This window comes from Paraburkholderia sp. FW306-02-B (assembly GCF_058782725.1).
In genome coordinates, this window is sequence record NZ_JBYSXZ010000002.1 from 1,946,305 (window position 1) to 1,966,836 (window position 20,532).

Annotated in this window: 16 protein-coding genes and 3 riboswitches; of the genes, 5 read left to right on the forward strand and 11 right to left on the reverse strand. The window is 62.0% G+C overall.

Annotated elements, in window-relative coordinates:
* Position 1: 1 nt before the first annotated feature.
* Genes cobO through cobA form a run of 3 tightly spaced genes read right to left on the reverse strand, consistent with a single transcriptional unit; the run spans position 2 to position 1,796 of the window.
* The gene (cobO, locus tag AC3WOG_RS29915) at positions 2-604 is read right to left on the reverse strand and encodes a cob(I)yrinic acid a,c-diamide adenosyltransferase (RefSeq protein WP_492581420.1); all 603 of its coding nucleotides are present in this window, start codon (positions 602-604) and stop codon (positions 2-4) included.
* Positions 601-1,047 carry a cobalamin biosynthesis protein gene (locus AC3WOG_RS29920; protein ID WP_492581421.1) on the reverse strand — a complete coding sequence of 149 codons (447 nt, stop codon included), beginning with the start codon at positions 1,045-1,047 and terminating at the stop codon, positions 601-603. The genes cobO and AC3WOG_RS29920 overlap by 4 nt, the downstream gene beginning before the upstream one ends.
* Positions 1,044-1,796, reverse strand: a complete 753-nt coding sequence (cobA, locus tag AC3WOG_RS29925) for a uroporphyrinogen-III C-methyltransferase (protein WP_492582492.1) — start codon at positions 1,794-1,796, stop codon at positions 1,044-1,046. Before cobA ends, AC3WOG_RS29920 begins: the two co-directional genes overlap by 4 nt.
* A 218-nt stretch (positions 1,797-2,014) precedes the next feature.
* Positions 2,015-2,242: riboswitch (cobalamin riboswitch) on the reverse strand.
* 80 nt (positions 2,243-2,322) lie between these two features.
* Positions 2,323-2,603: riboswitch (cobalamin riboswitch) on the forward strand.
* A 214-nt stretch (positions 2,604-2,817) separates the two neighbouring features.
* Between cobA and cobW the strand changes: the two genes are divergently transcribed.
* The 4 genes from cobW to AC3WOG_RS29945 all read left to right on the forward strand — a co-directional run bounded on the left by cobW (position 2,818) and on the right by AC3WOG_RS29945 (position 9,451).
* Entirely contained in the window at positions 2,818-3,936 is a 1,119-nt protein-coding gene (gene cobW, locus AC3WOG_RS29930) for a cobalamin biosynthesis protein CobW (protein WP_492581422.1), read from the forward strand.
* Between the two features lie 6 nt (positions 3,937-3,942).
* Complete coding sequence (cobN, locus tag AC3WOG_RS29935; RefSeq protein WP_492581423.1) at positions 3,943-7,743, forward strand: cobaltochelatase subunit CobN; 3,801 nt, start codon at positions 3,943-3,945, stop codon at positions 7,741-7,743.
* Positions 7,740-8,780, forward strand: a complete 1,041-nt coding sequence (locus AC3WOG_RS29940) for a magnesium chelatase ATPase subunit I (protein ID WP_492581424.1) — start codon at positions 7,740-7,742, stop codon at positions 8,778-8,780. The genes cobN and AC3WOG_RS29940 overlap by 4 nt, the downstream gene beginning before the upstream one ends.
* A 131-nt stretch (positions 8,781-8,911) precedes the next feature.
* Positions 8,912-9,451, forward strand: a complete 540-nt coding sequence (locus AC3WOG_RS29945; protein WP_492582493.1) for a vWA domain-containing protein — start codon at positions 8,912-8,914, stop codon at positions 9,449-9,451.
* Positions 9,452-9,487: 36 nt separating this feature from the next.
* On the opposite strand, the gene AC3WOG_RS29950 is transcribed toward AC3WOG_RS29945, so the two are convergent.
* From AC3WOG_RS29950 to AC3WOG_RS29975, 6 genes are all read right to left on the reverse strand, one after another.
* On the reverse strand, positions 9,488-10,456 hold the full coding sequence (locus AC3WOG_RS29950) for a flagellar brake protein (protein ID WP_492581425.1): 969 nt from the start codon (positions 10,454-10,456) through the stop codon (positions 9,488-9,490).
* A gap of 927 nt (positions 10,457-11,383) precedes the next feature.
* The gene (locus AC3WOG_RS29955; RefSeq protein WP_492581426.1) at positions 11,384-12,397 is read right to left on the reverse strand and encodes a lysylphosphatidylglycerol synthase domain-containing protein; all 1,014 of its coding nucleotides are present in this window, start codon (positions 12,395-12,397) and stop codon (positions 11,384-11,386) included.
* The gene (gene hpnK / locus AC3WOG_RS29960) at positions 12,394-13,266 is read right to left on the reverse strand and encodes a hopanoid biosynthesis-associated protein HpnK (RefSeq protein WP_492581427.1); all 873 of its coding nucleotides are present in this window, start codon (positions 13,264-13,266) and stop codon (positions 12,394-12,396) included. The genes AC3WOG_RS29955 and hpnK overlap by 4 nt, the downstream gene beginning before the upstream one ends.
* Entirely contained in the window at positions 13,266-14,687 is a 1,422-nt protein-coding gene (gene hpnJ, locus AC3WOG_RS29965; RefSeq protein ID WP_492577734.1) for a hopanoid biosynthesis associated radical SAM protein HpnJ, read from the reverse strand. The genes hpnK and hpnJ overlap by 1 nt, the downstream gene beginning before the upstream one ends.
* 91 nt (positions 14,688-14,778) lie before the next feature.
* The gene (gene hpnI, locus AC3WOG_RS29970; protein WP_492581428.1) at positions 14,779-16,005 is read right to left on the reverse strand and encodes a bacteriohopanetetrol glucosamine biosynthesis glycosyltransferase HpnI; all 1,227 of its coding nucleotides are present in this window, start codon (positions 16,003-16,005) and stop codon (positions 14,779-14,781) included.
* A gap of 472 nt (positions 16,006-16,477) precedes the next feature.
* On the reverse strand, positions 16,478-16,843 hold the full coding sequence (locus tag AC3WOG_RS29975; protein WP_492581429.1) for a hypothetical protein: 366 nt from the start codon (positions 16,841-16,843) through the stop codon (positions 16,478-16,480).
* A gap of 42 nt (positions 16,844-16,885) precedes the next feature.
* Positions 16,886-16,996: riboswitch (SAM-I-IV-variant riboswitch) on the reverse strand.
* Positions 16,997-17,254: 258 nt separating this feature from the next.
* On the opposite strand from AC3WOG_RS29975, the gene AC3WOG_RS29980 reads away from it, so the two are divergent.
* Entirely contained in the window at positions 17,255-17,701 is a 447-nt protein-coding gene (locus AC3WOG_RS29980; protein ID WP_492581430.1) for a hypothetical protein, read from the forward strand.
* Positions 17,702-17,834: 133 nt separating this feature from the next.
* On the opposite strand, the gene AC3WOG_RS29985 is transcribed toward AC3WOG_RS29980, so the two are convergent.
* Both AC3WOG_RS29985 and AC3WOG_RS29990 read right to left on the reverse strand, forming a co-directional pair.
* On the reverse strand, positions 17,835-19,304 hold the full coding sequence (locus AC3WOG_RS29985) for a sigma-54 dependent transcriptional regulator (RefSeq protein ID WP_492582494.1): 1,470 nt from the start codon (positions 19,302-19,304) through the stop codon (positions 17,835-17,837).
* 232 nt (positions 19,305-19,536) lie between these two features.
* Positions 19,537-20,499, reverse strand: coding sequence for a type II secretion system F family protein (locus AC3WOG_RS29990; RefSeq protein WP_492581431.1), 963 nt, complete (start codon positions 20,497-20,499; stop codon positions 19,537-19,539).
* Positions 20,500-20,532 lie beyond the last annotated feature (33 nt).

Below are 20,532 nucleotides of genomic sequence, written 5' to 3' on the forward strand. Positions count from 1 at the left end.
CTCAGAACTCCACGCCGCGCTGCGCTTTCACGCCTTGCTCGCGATACGGATGCTTGACGATGCGCATTTCGGTGACGAGGTCGGCGGCTTCGATCAACGCGTCCGGCGCATGACGGCCGGTCACGACCACGTGCAGCATTGCCGGTCGCGCGTTCAGTACGGACAGCACTTCGTCGAGCGGCAGGTATTCGTACTTCAGCACCGTGTTCAGTTCGTCGAGGATCACCATCTGATAGTCGCCGCTTTCGATCATCCGGCGCGCTTCGTCCCAGCCTTTGCGCGCGGTGGCGATGTCGGCGTCGCGGTTTTGCGTGTTCCACGTATAGCCGTCGCCCATCGTGACGAAATCGCAATTGGCGATCGCGCCGAGGAAGTCGCGCTCCGAGGTATGCAGCGCGCCCTTGATGAATTGCACGACGCCCAGACGCATGCCGTGTCCGAGCACTCGCACGGCCATGCCGAATGCGGCCGTGGTCTTGCCTTTGCCGGTGCCGGTGTTGACGATCAGCAGACCCTTTTCGACGGTGGCGGCGGCCTGCTTCTTTTCGTGGCCTTCGCGCCGGCGCTCGGTCATGCGTTGATGCGATTCGGGATCGGTTTTCATGGAAGGTCCTGTTCGTTGGAGTCGTTGCGTGTCTGGTCGATGCCGGCGTGAGCGGTCGAAGCGATCGCTACGGTGACGCCGTCGAGTGCGGTTTTGCGCACGATCAGGCGTGCATCGGGTGTATGGGGTTGAGCGGCGGCCGCAGCGAGCAAGGCACAGGGTTCGCAGACGCCGTCCACGCCGAGGTGTTCGCGTGCCGCCGCCGAAGGCTCGGCATCGGCAACGGGTAATGCCGCAATTTGCTCACGGCTGAATAGTTTCAATGGTAATGCGTGACGTGCGCAGAATTCGAGCAAGCCTGCTTCGTGGGCTTTGACGTCGATGGTGGCGATCGCGCTGATTTTGTCGAACGCATGGGGGCCGAGCGCCGCGCGTACGGCGGTATCGATCTGCTCGGCCGAGCTGTGCAAGCGGCAACCGATGCCGACGCTCAGCGCTTTCATTGCGCGTCCACCGCATTAGCGTGAGCGACGGCTCGCTCCAACGCCAGCGACGCCACGCCGCCGATCACCACGATCGCCGGCGAGCCGAGCCCGGCGTTCGTGACTGCGTCGGCAAAGCCGCCGAGTGGCGCGAGCGCATGCCTTTGTTCAGGACGCGTAGCGGATTCGATCGCGGCACAAGGCGTGTCGGCGCCCATGCCGGCCGCGAGCATTGCGCCGACGATATCGTTCAGCCGCCGCATACCCATATAGATCACAAGCGTCATTCGCGTGGCAACGAGCGCCGCCCAGTCCGGCTCACCGCTTCCGGCGCCATGTCCGGTGACGAACACCACACCTTGCGCGTGATCGCGATGCGTGACCGGGATGCCGATTGCCGCGGGCGCCGCGATTCCCGCCGTGATGCCGTTGACGATTTCCACCTCGATGCCCGCTGCATGCAGTGCCTGCTGCTCTTCGCCGCCACGGCCGAACACGAACGGATCGCCGCCTTTCAAACGCGCGACACTGCGCCCGGCCTGCACATGGTCGAGCATTTGCGCGACGATGCCAGCTTGCGGCGTCGACGGATGCCCGCCGCGTTTGCCGACGTAGACGACCAGCGCGTCGGCGCGGGCGAACTGCAGCACGTCGGGATTCACCAGATCGTCGACCAGCACCACATCGGCCTGCGCCAACGCGCGAGTCGCCTTGAGCGTCATCAGTTCGACGTCGCCGGGGCCGGCGCCGATCAGCCAGGCGCGGCTCATCGCGGCGTGCATGGCGCGTGCCATGTCGTGACAAGGGGGGACGGGCGGGCCGTGAAGACGATCCAGGCGGAATTAGCGCTCATGCGGTGCGACAGATTACGCACGACGACAACGCCGCTCGCCGCGATTCCTCGGCAATCGCAAACGGGCGCGTCACATCGTGCTTCAGCGCCTTCCCATCCGTCCCTCGCGGATTCAGGCAGCCGGCGGCGTGACGTTCGCCGCCTCCGCGTCTGGCCGGTATCCGGGCTGGCGGCCTCATGCGCTTTGCCTTCCCGTCTGATTCGTCAGACAGTGACATCGAAAACGCATGCGCGGCGCCAAGGCGCCGCAGGTCGCTTACCGTTGCGGGGACAGCACAGGTTGAGCGCGATCGAGCGCTGCCTGTTTCCCGTTTAACTGCACATGCGAACGCATGTGCGAGCACCAAACGCGCGCATACGATAGCACATGGCGGCGCTCGCCAGCACGCTCGATAAGGCGCCGGCGCGGCCCGCGCTTCCTTGACGGCGCGGGACTGCGGGCCTACACTCGCACGCACTTTGGTGCTCGTGTGCGCGCTCGTGCGCATGCAGTTAAACGGGAAACAGGGCGCCCGCCTGCTATGGATCGGGTCAACCTGTGCTGCCCCCGCAACGGTAAGCGAAAAGCGGTGCCTGGATGCGTTCTCCGGCGCCGCGGAGCCGGCTTCGATGTCCACGCGCAAGGCCGCGTCGGCATATAACCACTGAGCGAGAAATCACTCGCGCGGGAAGGTGAAGCGGCGCTTTCGCCAGCCCGGATACCGGCCAGACTATGACGGATGAACACCGCGGGGATGCGGTGGCTCGTTCATGACCTCGTTCACGCTTTCTGTTTTCTGTTGCCGCGGCAACGCCGTTTTTCGTCCCCGCTGTCGTCCCCGTGTTTTGTTTTCGTGTTTGCTTGCCTGGCACTGGTTTGTGCTGGGCTCGAGCGTGAAGCGCATCAGGACGCGGGCCGCCGGCGTGTGAACGTGCAACCTCTTCGGATGGACCCAACGATGCAAACTCAAATGCGCAAGATCCCCGTCACCATCGTCACGGGCTTTCTCGGCAGCGGCAAGACCACGCTGCTGCGGCACATTCTTCAGCATGCGGGCGGCAAGCGCATCGCGGTGATCGTCAACGAGTTCGGCGAACTCGGCATCGACGGTGAAATCCTCAAGGGTTGCGGCATCGGCTGCGATGAAAACGGCGTCGAAACCGAAGGGCAACTGTATGAACTCGCGAACGGCTGCCTGTGCTGCACGGTGCAGGAAGAGTTTTTCCCGGTGATGGAAAAGCTCGTCGAGCGCCGCGAGCAGATCGATCATGTGCTGATCGAAACCTCCGGTCTCGCACTGCCGAAGCCACTGGTGCAGGCGTTCAACTGGCCGCAGATCAAAAGCAGTTTCACTGTCGATGCGGTGGTGACGGTAGTGGACGGCCCCGCCGCGGCGAGCGGCCAGTTTGCTGAGAATCCGGACGCCGTCGATGCACAGCGCAAGGCCGATCCGAATCTCGACCACGAATCGCCGCTACACGAACTGTTCGAAGATCAACTGTCCGCAGCCGATCTGGTGATTCTGAACAAAACGGATTTGCTCGACGACGCACAGCAAGCCGCTGTCGAAACCATCATCCGTGGCGAGATTCCGCCGCAAGTGAAGATCGTGCGCGCGCAGATGGGTCAACTCGATCTGCACACTTTGCTCGGCCTCGAAGCCGCCTCCGAAGAAACGATCCACTTGCGTCACGACCACCATGGTTCGGCTGACGACGCCGACCATCACCATGACGAATTCGATTCCGTGACGGTGCACGCGAGTGCGCCATCGCGTGAAGCGGTGATCGCCGCGCTGCAAGGGTTGGTCGAAACGCACACGATTTACCGCGTCAAAGGTTTTGCGGCGTTGCCGGGCGCGGCGATGCGGCTCGTGATTCAAGGCGTGGGCCGTCGTTTCGACAGTTACTTCGATCGCCGCTGGCAGGCCGGCGAAATCGGTGAAATTGACGAAGCGGGCGAGGGGCGGCAAAGCCGCTTCGTGCTGATCGGTGAAGACCTTGATCAGGCCGTGCTGCAACGTGCGTTCGACGCTGCATTGGGCGCCGTGTCGAGCGCTGAACCGCAACAGGCGTAATCGGTCATGCATCTGCTGCGCACTACGCCGGGCGGTTTTGTCGACGATACGCAAGGCGTGATCCGAATCGATCAGCAGCCCGCCGATATCGTGGTGCTCAGCTCCGCCGATACGACGCTGTCGCTGCTCGCCAGCGTGTTTCCTCGCTTGGGCGAGGGCTTCCTGAGCGTGCGGCTCGCGAATGTCACTTATTTGCGGCAACCGGCGTCGGTCGATTTCTATGTCGAAGACGTGCTGCAGCATGCGCGTGTAGTCGTAGTCGATCACCTCGGTGGCGAGGCGTATTGGCCTTACGGGATCGAACAGGTGGTCGCGCTCGCCGAGCGCAAGAAGCAGACGCTCGCGATGTTCTCCGGCGATTTGCAGGAAGATCCGAATCTGCTCGCTCGCAGCACAGCCGATGCCGCGTTGTGCCATCAGTTATGGCGCTATCTGCGCGAAGGCGGCGCGCAGAATGCCGAGGCGTTCCTGCGCTGCATTGCGTATCGCTCATTCGGCTGGGGGCGTGAACCCGCACCGCCGCGCGCGTTGCCGGCCGCGACGCTCTACCATCCCGTCCACGATACGCCGACGATGGCCGACTGGCAGGCGCGCTGGCGCCAGGATGCGCCGGCTGCGGCGATCCTGTTCTATAAGGCGCACTTGCAGGCGGCCAATACGGCCGTGTTCGACGCGCTGATCGATGCGCTCGAAGCACAGGGCGTGAATCCGTTGCCGATCGCGATTACCTCGCTGAAAGACGCGATGAGCCGGGAAGTCGTGCAGCAGTTGTGCGCGCAGCATGATGTCGCGCTGGTTCTGAACACGACCGCGTTCGCCGCATCGGCGATCGACGATCCCGAACCGCTCGCCCTGGCCGGCGACGCGCCGGTCATGCAGGTGATCCTGAGCGGCGGTAATCGCGCAGACTGGCTCAAGGACAATCAAGGCCTCAACTCGCGCGATATCGCTATGCATATCGCGCTGCCGGAAGTAGACGGCCGCATTATCACGCGGGCGATCAGTTTCAAGGGACTCGCATATCGTTGCCCGCATACCGAGGTCGATGTGGTCCGCTATCAACCGGACCTCGAACGTGTCGGCTTTCTCGCCGAACTGAGCCGCCGCTGGTGCCGTCTGCGTACGCTCGATAACGACGACAAGAAACTCGCACTGATTCTCGCCAACTATCCGATGAGCGAAGGGCGCATCGGCAACGGCGTGGGGCTCGATACGCCGGCGTCGGTAGTCGGCATTCTGTCGATGCTGCGCGATGAAGGTTATCGCTTGAGCGATTTGCCCGTGGACGGCGACGCGCTGTTGAAGAAGCTGACCGAAGGCGTGACCAACGATCCGGTCGTGCGCGACTTGCGGCCCGCGTTGCAAAGTCTCGCACTCGACGACTATCTGTTGTATTTCAACCGGCTGCCTGCTGAAGCGCGCAATGCACTGAACGCGCGTTGGGGCTCGCCCGAGCAGGACCCGACATTACGGCGCGGCCGTTTCACGATCGCGGGCTGGCGCTGCGGACACGTGTTCGTCGGCATTCAGCCGTCGCGTTCGCGCGAACAGGGCGATTACGCGAGCTATCACGACGCCGAACTGGTGCCGCCGCACGCGTATCTGGCGTTCTACTTTTGGCTGCGCCATCAGTTCGGCATCGACGCGGTCGTGCACGTCGGCAAGCATGGCAACCTCGAATGGCTGCCGGGCAAGAGCGTCGCGTTGAGCGATACGTGCTGGCCCGATCTGATTCTTGGACCGCTGCCGCATCTTTATCCGTTCATCGTCAACGATCCCGGTGAGGGCAGCCAGGCGAAGCGCCGCGCGCAGGCCGTCATCATCGATCACCTGATGCCGCCGCTCACGCGTGCCGAAAGCTATGGGCCGTTGCAGGATCTCGAGCGCCAGGTCGACGAATACTATGAAGCGCTGATGGTCGATCCGCGCCGCGCCAGGCTATTGAGGCGCACGATTCTCGCGACCATCGTGGCGCATCGGCTGCATGAAGAGCTGAGTCTCGCGGAGCCGGATGGGCAGGATGATGAGGACGCGCTGCTGACGCGCGTCGATGCGTGGCTGTGCGAGTTGAAGGAAGCACAGATTCGCGATGGTTTGCACACGTTCGGGCGTTCGCCGGAAGGTGTGCAACGGCGTGATACGTTGCTGGCGTTGGGGCGCTTTCCGGTCGGCGATGGACAGGCTGAAAAAGCCGGCTTGATCGATGCATTGGCGCGCGATCTTCGGATGGATCATCTGTTCGATCCGTTGTCGGTGGATTGGTCGGCGGTGTGGGATGGACCGCGCCCCGATATTTTGCAGCGCGTGAGCGATGCACCGTGGCGGCACTGCGGCGATACGCGCGAGCGCCTGGAGTTGCTGGCGGCCGAGATGTTGCGACGCGTGTGTGGCGACGAAACTCACGCTTTAGCGCCTTCGGCTGGAACCCTGCCGCAAGCCGAACGCGTGATCGAGCGCCTGCGCAACGACGTCCTGCCACGGCTCGATGCATGCGGGCCGCAAGAAATGCGGCATCTGAAGCGCGGTCTCGAAGGGCGCTTCGTGCCGCCGGGGCCGAGCGGTTCGCCGTCGCGTGGACGCCCCGACGTCTTGCCCACCGGCCGCAACTTCTATTCGGTCGATACGCGCGCGATTCCGACGCAAGCGGCGTGGTCGCTCGGTTTGAAATCCGCGCAGCAGCTGATCGAGCGGCACCTGCAGGAACACGGCGACTACCCACGCGCTATTGGCCTGTCGGTATGGGGCACGGCGACGATGCGCACCGGCGGTGACGACATCGCCCAGGCGCTCGCTTTACTCGGTGTGCGGCCGAAGTGGGCGCCGGGCAGTCATCGCGTGACCGACTTCGAGATCATGCCGATCGAGGTGTTCGACCGGCCGCGCATCGACGTGACGTTGCGCGTGTCAGGCTTTTTCCGCGATGCATTCGCGAACGTGATGCACCTGTTCGATGCGGCGGTGCAAGCGGTGGCCGAGCTCGACGAACCCGAGGATCTGAACCCGATCCGCGCACGCGTGCTGCGCGAACGCGATGCGCTCATCGCGCGCGGCATGGACGCGGCCGAAGCGCGCAAGCGCGCCGGCTGGCGCGTGTTCAGCGCGCGGCCCGGCGCGTATGGCGCGGGCTTGCAGGACATGATCGATTCGCAGCATTGGCAAACCGACGCCGATCTCGCGAACGCATATCAGGCGTGGGGCGGCTACGCGTACACGCAGAAAAGCGCCGGCGAAGAAGCACGCCATGCGTTCGGCACGCGCCTCGCGGCGCTGGACGTGGTGCTGCAGAATCAGGACAACCGCGAGCACGACGTGCTCGATTCGAACGACTACTACCAGTTTCAAGGTGGGATGGTGGCGGCGGTGCGGCATCTGGCGGGCAATCAGCCGCATGTCTATCATGCCGACCACAGCAATCCGGCCGCGCCGCGCGTGCGCACCCTGCGTGAGGAGATCGCGCGAGTGATCCGCTCGCGCGTGGTCAATCCGAAATGGCTGGACGGCGTGAAACGCCACGGCTACAAAGGCGCCGCCGAAATCGCAGCGACTGTCGACTATTTGTACGGCTACGATGCGACCGCGCGCGTGATTGCCGATCATCAATATGCGCTCGTCACCGATGCCTATCTGAACGACGCCAATACACGCGAGTTCATGCAGCGGCACAATCCGCATGCGCTGCATTCGGTTTGCGAGCGTCTGCTCGAAGCGATGCAGCGTGGCTTGTGGCAAGCGCCCGGCGACTATCGCGTGCAAGTCGAACAGCATCTGCTCGCGAGTGAGCAGCAGATAGAAGGAATGCAAACATGAACGCAGCCACGCAACGGCCCGCTTTTCCATTTGCCGCGCTGATCGGCCAGGCGCCGTTGCAGCAGGCGCTCCTGCTTGCCGCGATCGATCCGGGCCTGGGCGGTGTGCTGGTCAGCGGGCCGCGCGGCACGGCGAAATCGACTGCGGCGCGCGCGCTCGCCGAACTGCTGCCTGAAGGGCAACTGGTGAATTTGCCGCTCGGCGCCAGCGAAGATCGCCTGATCGGCACGCTCGATATCGAAACCGTGTTGCGCGATGGTTCGGTGCGCTTTTCGCCGGGTCTGCTCGCGAAAGCGCATCGCGGCGTGCTGTATGTCGATGAAGTGAATCTGCTGCCCGATGCGCTCGTCGACGCGCTGCTCGATGCGGCGGCGAGCGGTGTGAATAGCGTCGAACGCGATGGGGTGTCGCATAGCCACGACGCGCACTTCGTGCTGATCGGCACGATGAATCCGGAAGAAGGCGAGTTGCGGCCGCAGCTGATCGACCGCTTCGGGTTGATGGTCGAATTGCAGAATTGTTTTGAGCCGCTGGTGCGTCAGCAGATCGTGAAAGCGCGGCTGACGTTCGATCTCGATCCGCCGGGTTTTCGTGCGGGGTACGCGCAGCAGCAGGAGGCGTACGTTCAGCGGATTCGCGCGGCACGCGAAGCGCTGCCTCAACTCGTGTTCGACGATGCAGTGCATGCGCATGTCAGCACGCTATGCATTGCCGCGGCAGTGGATGGGCTGCGCGCCGATCTCGTGATGTTGCGCGCGGCGCGGGCATTGGCGGGGTTTGAACAGGCGGCTGCTGTGACAACGGAGCACGTCGAGCGTGTCGCTGAAGCGGTACTGATGCATCGGCGGCACGATCGCGAGGCGCATGATAACGCAGCGCAGAGCCAGGCTTCTTTCGATGCCGACACGGCTTCTTCGCAAGATGTTGCCTCGTCCGCAGCCGCTGCCGGCGATAGCGATTGGGGCTACCTGCCGCCCGAGCCGTCCGGCATCACGCAGGTCAAAGGCATCATCCCGCTCAGCGCAAAAAAACGCTGAGCCATCGGAAGGGTGCCGCCGCTGACTCGCATAGCGGTTTTCGATGGCGACAAGGTGCAGGCGTGGGTTCGCGCAGCCGATTGCAAGACGCGCCGGGCAAGCGCATTGCGTGGCTGCAGACGTTCGCCGCGATGCGGCGGCAGAAGCTGCGTACTGAGCATCTGCGCTTCGTGCCCGAGGCGCCGCAGGGCGGCGTGCTGCATTGCTTCGTCCTCGATTGTTCCGGTTCGATGCTGGCGGGACAGCGCCTTGCGCTCGCCAAAGGCCTGCTGATCGCGTTGTTCGACCGGGCAAGCGCCGCGCGCGCCGAGGCGGCGCTGGTGTGTTTTGGCGGAGCTCGAGCGGATCTGCGGTTCGGTCCCGCGGTGCCGCGCTGGTGGAACGAACGGTGGTTGCGGCCGGTGGGTGGTGGAGGCGGTACGCCGCTCGCGTCCGGCGTACAGAAGGCTGCGCAGTTGCTGGAGCGCACCGCGCGCCGCAAGCCCGCACAGCAGCGCTGGCTGTGGATTTTGACCGACGGCCGCAGTAGCGATCAACCGAAGCGCCCACTTGATGCAGATGAAGTGGTATTCGTCGACTTCGAGCGCGAGGCGATCCGGCTTGGCCGTTGCGAAGCGCTCGCCGATGCGTGGGGCGCGACGCGTGTCACGCCGGAAGAGTTGATCGGCTAAACGGCGCGCGCAGTTGTGCCGCGCGTTTCCGTGCGCTTATTTCAAGCCATTCGACCAATACAGCACATCGTCTTGACGGTCGAATATGAAGACTTTCATCGCCACCTGCTGGGTTGCATCGAGTTGATCGAATTCGAGCCCGTGGGTCGATGGCTCGCCTGGCGAGCCGCCTTTCTGCACGTTGCGGATCACAGCGCTGGTTTCGATTTGCGTGTCGATATCTGCTGATTTGAGCCGGAACGATACGCGTAGGCGTTCGCCGACTGCTGCCAGGGTCCATGACGCGATCAGCGACATGCCCAGTGCGCTGATGCCTTTTGCGAGGCCGACGCCTTCATAGGTTTCCCCGGTTTCGCCGATGCCAAAGCGTACCGCGAGGTGCGTGCGGACACGGATCGATTTGCGCTCGCGCAGGCGGCGGATCACGCCGGGTTTTGATAGCACGACATAGTTGAATGGCGCGCGGCAGATTGCCTCTACCGTGCAGACGAAGCGGAATACGGCCTGGCTCGCTATGGCGACGATTTCTACGTTCTCGCCGAGGCCTAGTGGGAGTGGCCGACCTTCATGGAGGGGCGGTGTTATGAATAGCGCGTGGTTTGGCGCGAAGCCGATGATGCGGGATGGGTGCATCTGGGTGCCGCTGCCGATTTGGGTTCGCAGGCCGATTAGTGCACCTATTGTCAGGTGCATGTCTTTGATTGTTAGCTTTTCGGTTGATTCTGCTTCTGCTTGCTGCTGGGGTGTCGGTTCCTGGGGTGTGCTCGGGGCCAGTAAGTCGCTGCGGTGCGGGTGGAAGTTTTCGAACAGGAATTTGCGCTCGTCTGGTGTCGCCAGGGTCGTGCCGCTGGCGAAGAGGAGTGTGCCGTCGGAGTCGGCGATCGGCCAATCGAGGGGGACGCCTATCGGTACCGCTTCCAGGGTTAGTTCTGGTGATGCGGTTTCTGGTGCTGGTACGGGCACCGATGCGGGCTTCGCCGCTTGGGATTCTGCTGGAGTTTCCATGGTCGACGGCTAAATAAGTGGGAGGATTACTTGTTTACGGCTGCGTCGTGGGGATGCTTTAGTTTTTTGGCCTTTCCTTGATTTGATATTGGTTTATTAGCGTTCCCCCTGTGCGGGGGAGCACCTACTTTTCTTTGCCGCCGCAAAGAAAAGTAGGCAAAAGAAAGCGGCTTTACACCGCCAGCTCTTAAGCGGGTCCCCTGGCTTGGAGGAGACAGTGGAGCATCTGGAATCCGTGCCCTCGCACATTCAACGTAAGTGACAAGGCAGTCATTCTTCCGGCGGCGCTGCGCGCGCCGTGGCGGTACTTCTCAACACCGTTTGGGCGTACGCGCTTCCCGCATCATTCTTCCCGCCTCGCACTACGTGCTCGCTGGAACGGTCTGCAAGGGAAACCGGTGGTTTCGTTTGTACGCGGTGGGGGCCATCGGCTTCGCCTCGGCGTGATGCCAAGACAGATGAAGGGCGATCGTACTGCGACAGGTGAAAGCTCTATGCACGTGCCGTCCACCGCGCCACAGCAAGTGCAGGCTCCGACACTGACGGGTGGTTTTGTGAAGTCCCGCAGGGCGCAAAAATGGCGGGCGATTTAATGAAGTACCGCCACGGCGCGCGTAGCGTCGCCGGAAGAATGACTGCCTTGTCACTTACGTTGAATGTGCGAGGGCACGGATTCCAGATGCTCCACTGTCTCCTCCAAGCCAGGGGACCCGCTTAAATGTTAGCGGTTTGAGCCGCTTTCTTTTGCCTACTTTTCTTTGCGGCGGCAAAGAAAAGTAGGTGCTCCCCCGCACAGGGGGAACGCTAATAAACCAATATCAAATCAAGGAAAGACACCGCCGAAAAAAGCACAGACATAAAGCGCCGCGCAGGCAAACAACAACCTTATCAAAACCCCACTGCAACGCTGTTGCAGTTCACCCCTCACTAAAGCGCCGACTCGCGCGCTTCCCGCCGTGCGGTGCCATCTCGCGAACGAACAATCCGCTCGCGCGCGATCTCAGCCAGTTGCCACGACGCAAGCGCCATACATCCAAACACGACCTCGCGCATTCTCTTAACCAGCGCCAACGAAAGCGCCGCATCGCGATCGACCCCAAACATCTGCGCGAGCAACACAACCGCGGCGTCCTGCACACCGAGCCCAGCCGGAATGAAAAATGCCGCGTGCCGAACCGCCTGGGTAATCGCCTCTATCGCGAGTGCGCCGCTTAGCGACACGGGATGCCCCAGCATGGCAAGTGCCCAGTAAGTCTCGAGCGCGCCTAGCGCGTAACCCGCAAACTGCCACAGGAAACTGCGCAACAACAGCCCGCCGCGAGACATCAGCGCGTCGATCTCCAGGTCGAGCTGCTTGCCGTCGATGCTCCGCAATAGCGGATGCGCGTCGCCCAGCAAGCCGGCCGCCCAGCGTTCAATCGCATGAAAAATGCCGCCACGGCGTGCGACCACGATCGCCACGACCGGCAGCGGAATGGAGAGCAAAAACGCCACGCCGATGCTGCGCAGCGCCTCTGCGTGCTGTGCCGACACGACGATCAGCACAATCCCCAGCGCGGAAAACGCGTACTGGACGGCCATCGTCACAAGTACCTCGACAATGACCGATGCGCTCACGCTGCAGGTGTCGGGCACGCGCCATCGCGCCAGCCGGATGCCGACAATTTCACCGCCGATGCTCGCCACCGGCATCAAACGGCTGACTGCCTCGCGCACGGTGGCGACCCACCACAGAAACCCGAGTGACGCCCGCTTGCCGAGCAGAAGCCGCCACGCATGGGCGTCGAGCAATAACGGCAACGCATGCAGCGGTACCAGCCATAACAGGACAAATCCGGCTTGCCCGATCACATGCATCACGTCGCCGATGCCATGATGCAAGGCGAGGGCGAGCAGCACCCCGATGCCGATCGGCAGCCCGGCCCACTGAAGCCACTTCATGCCGCTTGCAAACGGTGGGCGGACAGGTCAGCGAAACCGCCACGCACGGTGCCCGCGGCATCGAGTGCCGCTGCGACGCGCGTGGACAGCAGCGCTGCGAGTTCGTCCGCATGCCGGTATGTCCGCATTCCCGCCGTAAGCGCGCCGTCCCCCGGCGAGGCAGGATGACAGTAGATTTCGCCGACGCCAGCGGGCAGGCGAGCGATCGCATCGAGCAGCGTGCTCTCGTCCATCTGTCCCGTGCGGGCAATGCCGACCACGTAATCGTTATGCGCGATGTTGGCCTGATCGAGCCGCGCGCGCATATGCGAAACCCAGGGTTTGAGCCACAAAGGTGTATCGAACTCGCAAGGCAGACGCATCGCCCGCATGCCGTACTCTTTGCCGATCTCCAGAATCAGCGAGAGTACCGTAGGGTGCATATGAAAGTGCTTGTGCGTATTGACGTGATCGAGCGGCAAACCCGTTCTCGCAAAAGCATCGAATTGGGCACGGATTTCCATCGCGAGTTGCGCGCGCACGTTCGGCAAAAAGAAAAAACGGAATCCGTCGCGCACCATGTTGTCGCCGAACACCCCCTGGGCGTCGACCAGCGCCGGGATCATGGCGCGCGGCAGGGTTGCCGCGCCATCCGCAAGCACCAGATGCAAACCGACCCGCAGGCCCGGCAGAGACCGCGCCCGCTGGACAGCATCCTGTACAGCGGGCGCGCCGACCATCAGGCTTGCCGCGGTCAGTACGCCGTCCCGGCAGGCGAGCTCGACAGCTTCGTTGACACGCCGATGCAGACCGAAGTCATCAGCCGTGATGATCAGCCTGCGCTGCGGTTGCCGATTCGGCTGCGCGCGGCCACCGGCTACGCTCTCCATCACGCTTGGTGGGCGCGCAGGAACCGGAAGAATTCGACGCCTTCACGCAGGCGCCGTTTCATCATGTCCCAGCTCGTCAGCATCTCGCGCAATATTTCCCAGATCTTCGAGGGCCGGAAATAGAAGCGCTTGTAGAAGTTCTCGAGCTGGTGGTAGATCTCGTCGCGCGACAGATGCGGATAGCCGATCGCCGCGAGTTGCACACCTTCCTTGCTGACGAGATTGATGACCTTGTTCTCTTCGAGCCAGCCGTTCTCGACCGCCTGGTTATACAGCGTCGTGCCCGGATACGGCGCGGCAAGCGACACCTGGATCGTATGCGGATTGATCTCTTTCGCGTACTCGATGGTCTTCTGGATCGTGTCCTGCGTCTCGCCCGGCAGCCCCAGAATGAAGGTGCCGTGAATCTTGATGCCGAGCTTGCGGCAGTCTTCGCTGAAACGGCGCGCGATGTCGGTGCGCAGCCCCTTCTTGATGTTCAGCAGGATCTGGTCGTCACCCGATTCGTAGCCCACCAGCAGCAGGCGCAGGCCGTTTTCCTTCATGATCTTCAGCGTCGAGTAAGGCACGTTCGCCTTCGCGTTGCACGACCACGTCACGCCCAGCTTGCCCAGACCGCGGGCGATCTCCTCGACGCGCGGCTTGAAGTCGGTGAAGGTGTCGTCGTCGAACATGATCTCCTTGACCTCAGGCATGTTGTCGCGAATCCACCTGACCTCTTCGAGCACGTTCTCGACCGAGCGCGTGCGGTAGCGGTGGCCGCCGACCGTCTGCGGCCACAGGCAGAAGGTGCACTTCGAGCGGCAGCCGCGGCCCGTGTAGATCGACACGTACGGGTGCTTCAGATAGCCGATGAAGTAGTTGTCGATCGTCAGATCGCGCTGGTAGACCGGCGCCACGAACGGCAGCTCGTCCATGTTCTCGAGGATCGGACGCGCTGCGTTGTGCTCGATCGAGCCGTCGGGCGCGCGATAGCTCATGCCCAGGATCTGCGCGAACGGCTTGCCCTCGGCCACTTCCTGGCAGGTGAAATCGAACTCTTCGCGGCAGACGAAATCGATCGCCTCGCTCGCGGTCAGCGAATTGTGCGGATCGACCGCGACCTTCGCGCCGACCATGCCGATCAGCACGGCAGGCTTGCGCTTTTTCAGGTCTTCGGCGAACAGTGCGTCGGTGGGGAAGGACGGCGTGCTGGTGTGGATGATCACCAGATCGTATTGCTGCGCGATGTCGAGCGAGGCGTCGACGGACAGGCCGTCGGCGGGGGCGTCGAGTACGCGGCTATCGGGGATGAGTGCGGCGGGCTGCGCCAGCCACGTCGGATACCAGAACGAGCGGATTTCACGTTTGGCCTGATAGCGCGAACCCGCGCCACCATCGAAACCGTCGTACGACGGCGCCTGCAAGAACAGGGTTTTCATGAATGCTTCGCCTATCAGATTGGGATGCAATGATTGTTTGTGTGAATGATGCCGCACCGGCTTGATCGGGCGCCGGGTTGGACTTGAATGCTTATCTGCCGTCGGAAGCCTTGATGATCCTCGGGCGTGGCCGCGTGACGCGATTATCCACCGGTACGCGTTCCCCGCGCCACATCACGTTCGAGCCGAATGCCGCGGCCAGCCACTGTGCGGCCAGCAGGATATCGCGCAGCGGCACAAGCGGGAGATCGCGCCAGAAGGAGCGCGAGTGGCGCGCGCTGCGCGCATGCAGCATCACGCGCGACAGAGCGCTCACGATCGTGCAGACCACCATCGCCTTGGCCGCGAGCGGATGCAAGCCGGCCTCCGCGCCTACATGGAAATAAAGCGCGAGCAGCGCGCCGGCGAGCACCCACGGTGTCGTGAACGTGATAAAGAGGCTCGCGAAGCCGAACCGGTTAACTGAGCGGATAGTACGCAACCAACGCGTTTCGCGCTGCCACAACGTTGCAAAGGTGGGTTCGATGACATCCGTGGCCACCATCACCTCGGACAGAACCGTGCGCAGGCCAAGGGCGCGGACATGCTCGGCGAGCCAATAATCGTCCGCAAGCGAATCCTTGATCGCCGCGAATCCGCCGATACGCGCGAGTGTCGCGCAACGCAGCACGAGGGTCGCGCCGAATCCGAAGCGCCGCGAGCCTCCTGCATGGGCAACACGTACCGAAGGTGCGAACCATTCATTGATAAAAAGCGCACCGACGCGCGGCCAGAAGCCGCCGACACCCTGTGCCCGGTAAAGGCAGGTCACGACACCCACCTCCGGATCAGCCAGCGGCGCCGACACCGTTGCCAGGTAGTCCGGTTCGACAGCGATGTCGCTATCGGCGATCACAATGATGTCGTGCCGCGCCAGGCCGGCCATATTGATCAGGTTGCTGACCTTGAGGTTGCTGCCGTGCACGCTTGCATCGACCGCAAGCTGTATATCGACCTGCGGATACGCAGCCTGCAAACGCCGAACAACAGCAATCGCCGGATCGCTCGGCGACGACACGCCGAATAAAAGTTGAGAGCACGGATGAGTCTGCTCGCAAAACGTCGCCAGATTCTCATACAGCCGAGGCTCCGCGCCGCAGAGCGGCTTTAGCACGCTGACGGCGGGAGCCGCCGGTCGAGTTCCATCAACGGGCGCGTTCCCGGTTCGTTCTGTGCCGAAGAAGGGCATTGCCAAAGCGGCAAACACGCCATAAATCGTGGCGAAGCAACACACCGTCATCAGCAGCCATTGGCAAACCGACAGCGAATGGGCCGTCATCTTCTGCTACTCCTCGCAGCCCGCCGCACATCCGACGGCAAGCGACTCAAGGAATTTTCACAAGGAACGCAAATCCGCATGATCTCAACTTCCCTTTGCATATCTTTTCGTTCGACGCTTTCCGCTTCAGCACACTGCAACAGGCGACATAATTTGAGTATTGTAATGTTTGAAATAATACAGACAGAATTGCAAGTCTGAAGATGGTTTGATTCGCCTGTCCCTATCAGTTCTGCGTTTTCTCTATCGTCGCACGGTCACTGAGCGCCGATGAAATCAGACTTATGCTTACCTGTCACTTACTCGCCACAGTGAAGCCGCAGATCAGCCCGCTCGCGGGTGCCGCAAATTCTAGCAATGCCCGCATCCGTTTTGAATGTCTGAATGTGCATTTCATCGTTACATTAAATAGGGCTTGCTGTATTCCATTGCGTGGACCACGTGAACTGGTTTAGCGCGCCTCCCTCGGCGTTCATGGATGTGCAGACAACTTCACGTCCGAATGGTGTTGCCGATTGAACTGGTGTTCAAGACGAATCCTAAGTCCTTTATCGAGCCGCAAGAGCTGTTCACGCACTGATCGCACACGTTGCTCGCTGGTACCCTGCAAGCTGATTCGCTGATCAAGCAGGTCACCTCTACGCACTATCGTCCAGCCGGAAACACAGGCTTGCTCATCCTTCATACAGTCCAGAATCTGGTCGACGATGTCCAGATCGGGACCGGAGACGACGTTCAGAATATGGGTCAATCGAAAGCCTGGAAGACAATTTTCGAAATCGTCTTCAGTACCGCTGGTGCCGGTCGAGGAAGATGGGCAGGACGTTGCGTGATGCATAGCGACTCCGGGAAGAGATGAATCGAACCGGTGCAAGCTACGCCGCTCCCGCTTCGTTGCCGACTATCGGCCGCATTGCCTTCAAGGAAGGCTTCCACCTTGCCCGGGAGGGGCAGGTTGGCGTCGGTGTGTTACCGACTCTTAATGCATTTTCGATGATAACAAAATTTCGAACAGCCTGCGTCCGGCGCAACGAACCGCTTTGTCCAGATCCCGAGGCCCCGGCGCTTTCTCGCGATCGCGCACAGCGCCGCTAGTGACGTTGGATTGTTCCTCGTACCGCGCACCACGGGAAATTGTAGCGAAAAGCGGGAAACTGCGTTCATCAAACGGCCGCTGATCATTCATGCGGGATAGCCGATACTGGAAGCAGGTTCTACCTGCTTCGCTGTGTACTGCCGACGCGACCCGGTGAACGAGAAATATCGGCAGGTTACCCCCATGTCAACCCCGCATCTTTTTATGCAGAAGAAACTTTGCGGATCTCCGCTTGCCGCTGCGAATGTTCTTGCCGCGATTCGCGCAAATGTGAAGCGAAGCGTGCTGTCCTGTTCGACGGTTGCCTTGATGGCGGCCGGTGTTGCAACAGGCTGCTCTTCGGTGACTGACGTCGTTGCGAGCGACAAGCCCGACGTCTACGTGGTGACGGCGCAAGCGACCGGCACCAGTCTTGCATGGGCGCAAGCGCACGAGAAAGCGGTGTCCGCGGCAGCCAGCTACTGCAAGCGCAAGGGGATGCAGCCCGCGATCAAATCAGAAGTGACAAGCGGCGTGAGCCATCTCGAACAACATAGCGCCACCGTGTCGTTTGAGTGCCACCGCCAGATATGGGCCGTCGCCACCGGGGCAGCGCATTGAGCGCGGAGCGTCGCGGCATGACGAAAGCGGCGGCAAGGGTGCCGTCGCTTCGTATTTCCTGACCCGGCCGTTTCGGCGACCCGGGTACGTTTCAAACACCATTTCGTTTTGATGAGATCGGAACAGGCGCACATCAGGCGGAGGCGTCCTCGTTCAGCTCCTTATCCGAATCGTCCGGAGCCGTAGCTTCAGCGCCGTGTATGCCGTACGCGACCATCAGCCGATACAGCGTGACGCGCGAGATTCCGAGCGCCGTCGCCGCTTTGCCCACCCGGTAATCGTGGCGCCGCAATGCGGATTCGATCGCGTTGCGTTCGGCCACTTCGCGGACAAGGTCGAGCGACGTCGTTTCCTTGTCGATCGGCGATTCGAGGTCGAGATCATGGGGCGTCAGCAGCCTGCCTTCAGCCATTACGAGCGCGCGGCGCACGCGATTGATCAGTTCGCGCACATTGCCGGGCCATGGGTAGTTGCACATGGCGTCGATCGCCGACGGCGTGAAGCCGCGAATCTTGTGGGTGCTTTCGGTCTTGTACTTCTGCAGGACGTGATGCGCGAGTATTTCGATGTCTTTGCCGCGTGTGCGCAGCGGCGGCTCGTCGATACGCAGCACGCACAGACGATGGAACAAATCGGCGCGGAAGCGCCCATCGAGTATTGCGGCTTCGAGGTCGACGTGGGTCGCAGAAATGACCCGTATGTCGACGGGAATCGATTCGTTGCCGCCGAGCCGCTCGATCTTGCCTTCCTGCAGGAAGCGCAACAGGCTCGCCTGCGCCGCGAGCGGCATGTCGCCGATTTCATCGAGAAACAGGGTGCCGCTGTTCGCCGATTCGATGCGGCCGATCTTGCGCTGCTCCGCGCCGGTGAACGCGCCGCGTTCGTAGCCGAACAGTTCCGACTGCAGAAGATGCTGCGGAATGGCGCCGCAATTGATCGCAATGAACGGCGCCTTGCGCCGCGGCGAGCGTTGGTGGATCGCGAGAGCAGTGATTTCTTTGCCGGTGCCCGATTCGCCGGAAATGAACACGCTGGCATTTGCGTTGGCGACCTTGCGAATTGTGCCGAAAAGCCGCTGCATCGCATCGCAGGTGCCAACCATCTCGTTGTCGCCCGGGAGGGCGGCTTCGGCGGCATTATCAAGGTAATCCAGCGCCGCCATGCCTCGGGCATGGCTGAGCACATGGGAAATCGAGTCAGGCGACAGCGGCAGCGTGATGTAATCGAAACAATAATTGCGAATCAGTTCGCGCACCGCGCGGCTTGCCGGTTGGCCTTCGGCCGTAACGGCTACCCAGCCGATGGTCGATTGGCTCAGGCACGCCTTGAGGGCAGCAAAGTCGCGCGGTGCGAAGCCGTCGAAATCGATGAGACCTGCCGCGACGCCCGTTTTCTTCGTCGCGGCTTCCGCACCGACGGCGGTTTTCGCCACGGTCACATCCCAGCCGACTGCGCGCATATTTGCCAGGAGCACGTCGCTCGGTGTGCGAGCCACGCAAATCAGACGACGTTGGGTGTCCGGTTGGAGCGGGGGAGCGGACTGCGCCGAGCCGGCCGTCACGCAGGAGCTCGTTCGAAAACGGTCAGGTGATTTTGGCACGATATTCCCCCCTTCTTTTTGCGTTGTTGCACGCCTGAAAATCGGCTGTGCAACGACGTTCGGTACCTGATGCTACTCGATGCGGACGCCGCAAAAAAAGAATATCGATGCCGCCGTCACAGCGAGGTCCGCGAAGCTCCTGTACGGGGCTAACGTCCCGATTCACCCGCGGATATATTGGTACTTTCCCCGGGGAAATACGACTCGGAAGCATTATTCGTTACCAACCTACCCGCTAGCCGCCGCCCAGGGTGGGCAGAAGAGTCCGGTAGATGTGGATAAATGCAGGCCCCAGCAGGACGGTGAGAAGGGCAGGAAAGATGCAGAAAATGAGCGGAAATAGCAATTTCAGCGCGATCTTCGACGCCTGCTCTTCGGCGCGCATCCGGCGACGTGTGCGCAGCGTGTCCGAAAGCACACGCAATGAGGAACCGATGCTGGTGCCGAAACGTTCGGCCTGAATCAGCATCGCGCAAAAGGAATCGACGTCCTCGACACCCGTGCGTAGAGCCAGATTGCGCAGCGCCTTCTCCTTGGTAAAACCTGAGCGCATTTCGAGTAGCATCAGTTGGAGTTCGCTGGCTACCACCGGGCTGCGCAATTCGATTTCTCCTGCCACTTTCATCAACGCCGCGTCAAGGCTGAGACCCGCTTCGACGCAGACGGTCAACAAGTCGAGCGCGTCGGGAAAATCTTCGAAGATCGCACGCTTGCGCCACGCAATGCGGCGCGTAAGCACGAAGTTCGGCAGGTAGTAGCCGATCGCGGCGAGCACGGCGAGCGTGGCCATCAACATGTACTGCTGCACCGCGAGCGACGTGTTTGCCAGCGAGGCGAGTGCAATCAGTGGCAGCGTGAGCGCGAGTACGGTTTTAGCGGCGAAATACAGGGCTGCGGCCCCCGGCGTTCGCCAACCTGCATTCATCATGCGCACGCGCAGTGCCGAGTTTTCCCAGCCTTCAGCCGGGATCGACAGCTTCGAAATCGGCTGCGAAATCTCGGCGAGCTTTTCGAGCCATGCGGTCCCTGTCGGCACGGCGCCGGGTTCAGACATAGGCAGGTTCGTGCCTCCCGCCTGTTCGATCCGCCGGCGCATATCGCGCGGCGAGAATAAAAGCATTGCGCCAAATGCTCCGCCAAACACCACGGCGAAGAGGCCGACTAGCAACAGCATATGCATCGAGTCGAGCGTTTGCATGACAGCTCCTTAATATCTTGATCTGCGGCACGC

Coding starts and splice junctions, on each gene's coding strand:
- cobO (WP_492581420.1), bottom strand. CDS start 604: ATGAAAACCGATCCCGAATCGCATCAACGCATGACCGAGCGCCGGCGC.
- AC3WOG_RS29920 (WP_492581421.1), bottom strand. CDS start 1,047: ATGAAAGCGCTGAGCGTCGGCATCGGTTGCCGCTTGCACAGCTCGGCC.
- cobA (WP_492582492.1), bottom strand. CDS start 1,796: ATGAGCCGCGCCTGGCTGATCGGCGCCGGCCCCGGCGACGTCGAACTG.
- cobW (WP_492581422.1), top strand. CDS start 2,818: ATGCAAACTCAAATGCGCAAGATCCCCGTCACCATCGTCACGGGCTTT.
- cobN (WP_492581423.1), top strand. CDS start 3,943: ATGCATCTGCTGCGCACTACGCCGGGCGGTTTTGTCGACGATACGCAA.
- AC3WOG_RS29940 (WP_492581424.1), top strand. CDS start 7,740: ATGAACGCAGCCACGCAACGGCCCGCTTTTCCATTTGCCGCGCTGATC.
- AC3WOG_RS29945 (WP_492582493.1), top strand. CDS start 8,912: ATGCGGCGGCAGAAGCTGCGTACTGAGCATCTGCGCTTCGTGCCCGAG.
- AC3WOG_RS29950 (WP_492581425.1), bottom strand. CDS start 10,456: ATGGAAACTCCAGCAGAATCCCAAGCGGCGAAGCCCGCATCGGTGCCC.
- AC3WOG_RS29955 (WP_492581426.1), bottom strand. CDS start 12,397: ATGAAGTGGCTTCAGTGGGCCGGGCTGCCGATCGGCATCGGGGTGCTG.
- hpnK (WP_492581427.1), bottom strand. CDS start 13,266: ATGGAGAGCGTAGCCGGTGGCCGCGCGCAGCCGAATCGGCAACCGCAG.
- hpnJ (WP_492577734.1), bottom strand. CDS start 14,687: ATGAAAACCCTGTTCTTGCAGGCGCCGTCGTACGACGGTTTCGATGGT.
- hpnI (WP_492581428.1), bottom strand. CDS start 16,005: ATGACGGCCCATTCGCTGTCGGTTTGCCAATGGCTGCTGATGACGGTG.
- AC3WOG_RS29975 (WP_492581429.1), bottom strand. CDS start 16,843: ATGCATCACGCAACGTCCTGCCCATCTTCCTCGACCGGCACCAGCGGT.
- AC3WOG_RS29990 (WP_492581431.1), bottom strand. CDS start 20,499: ATGCAAACGCTCGACTCGATGCATATGCTGTTGCTAGTCGGCCTCTTC.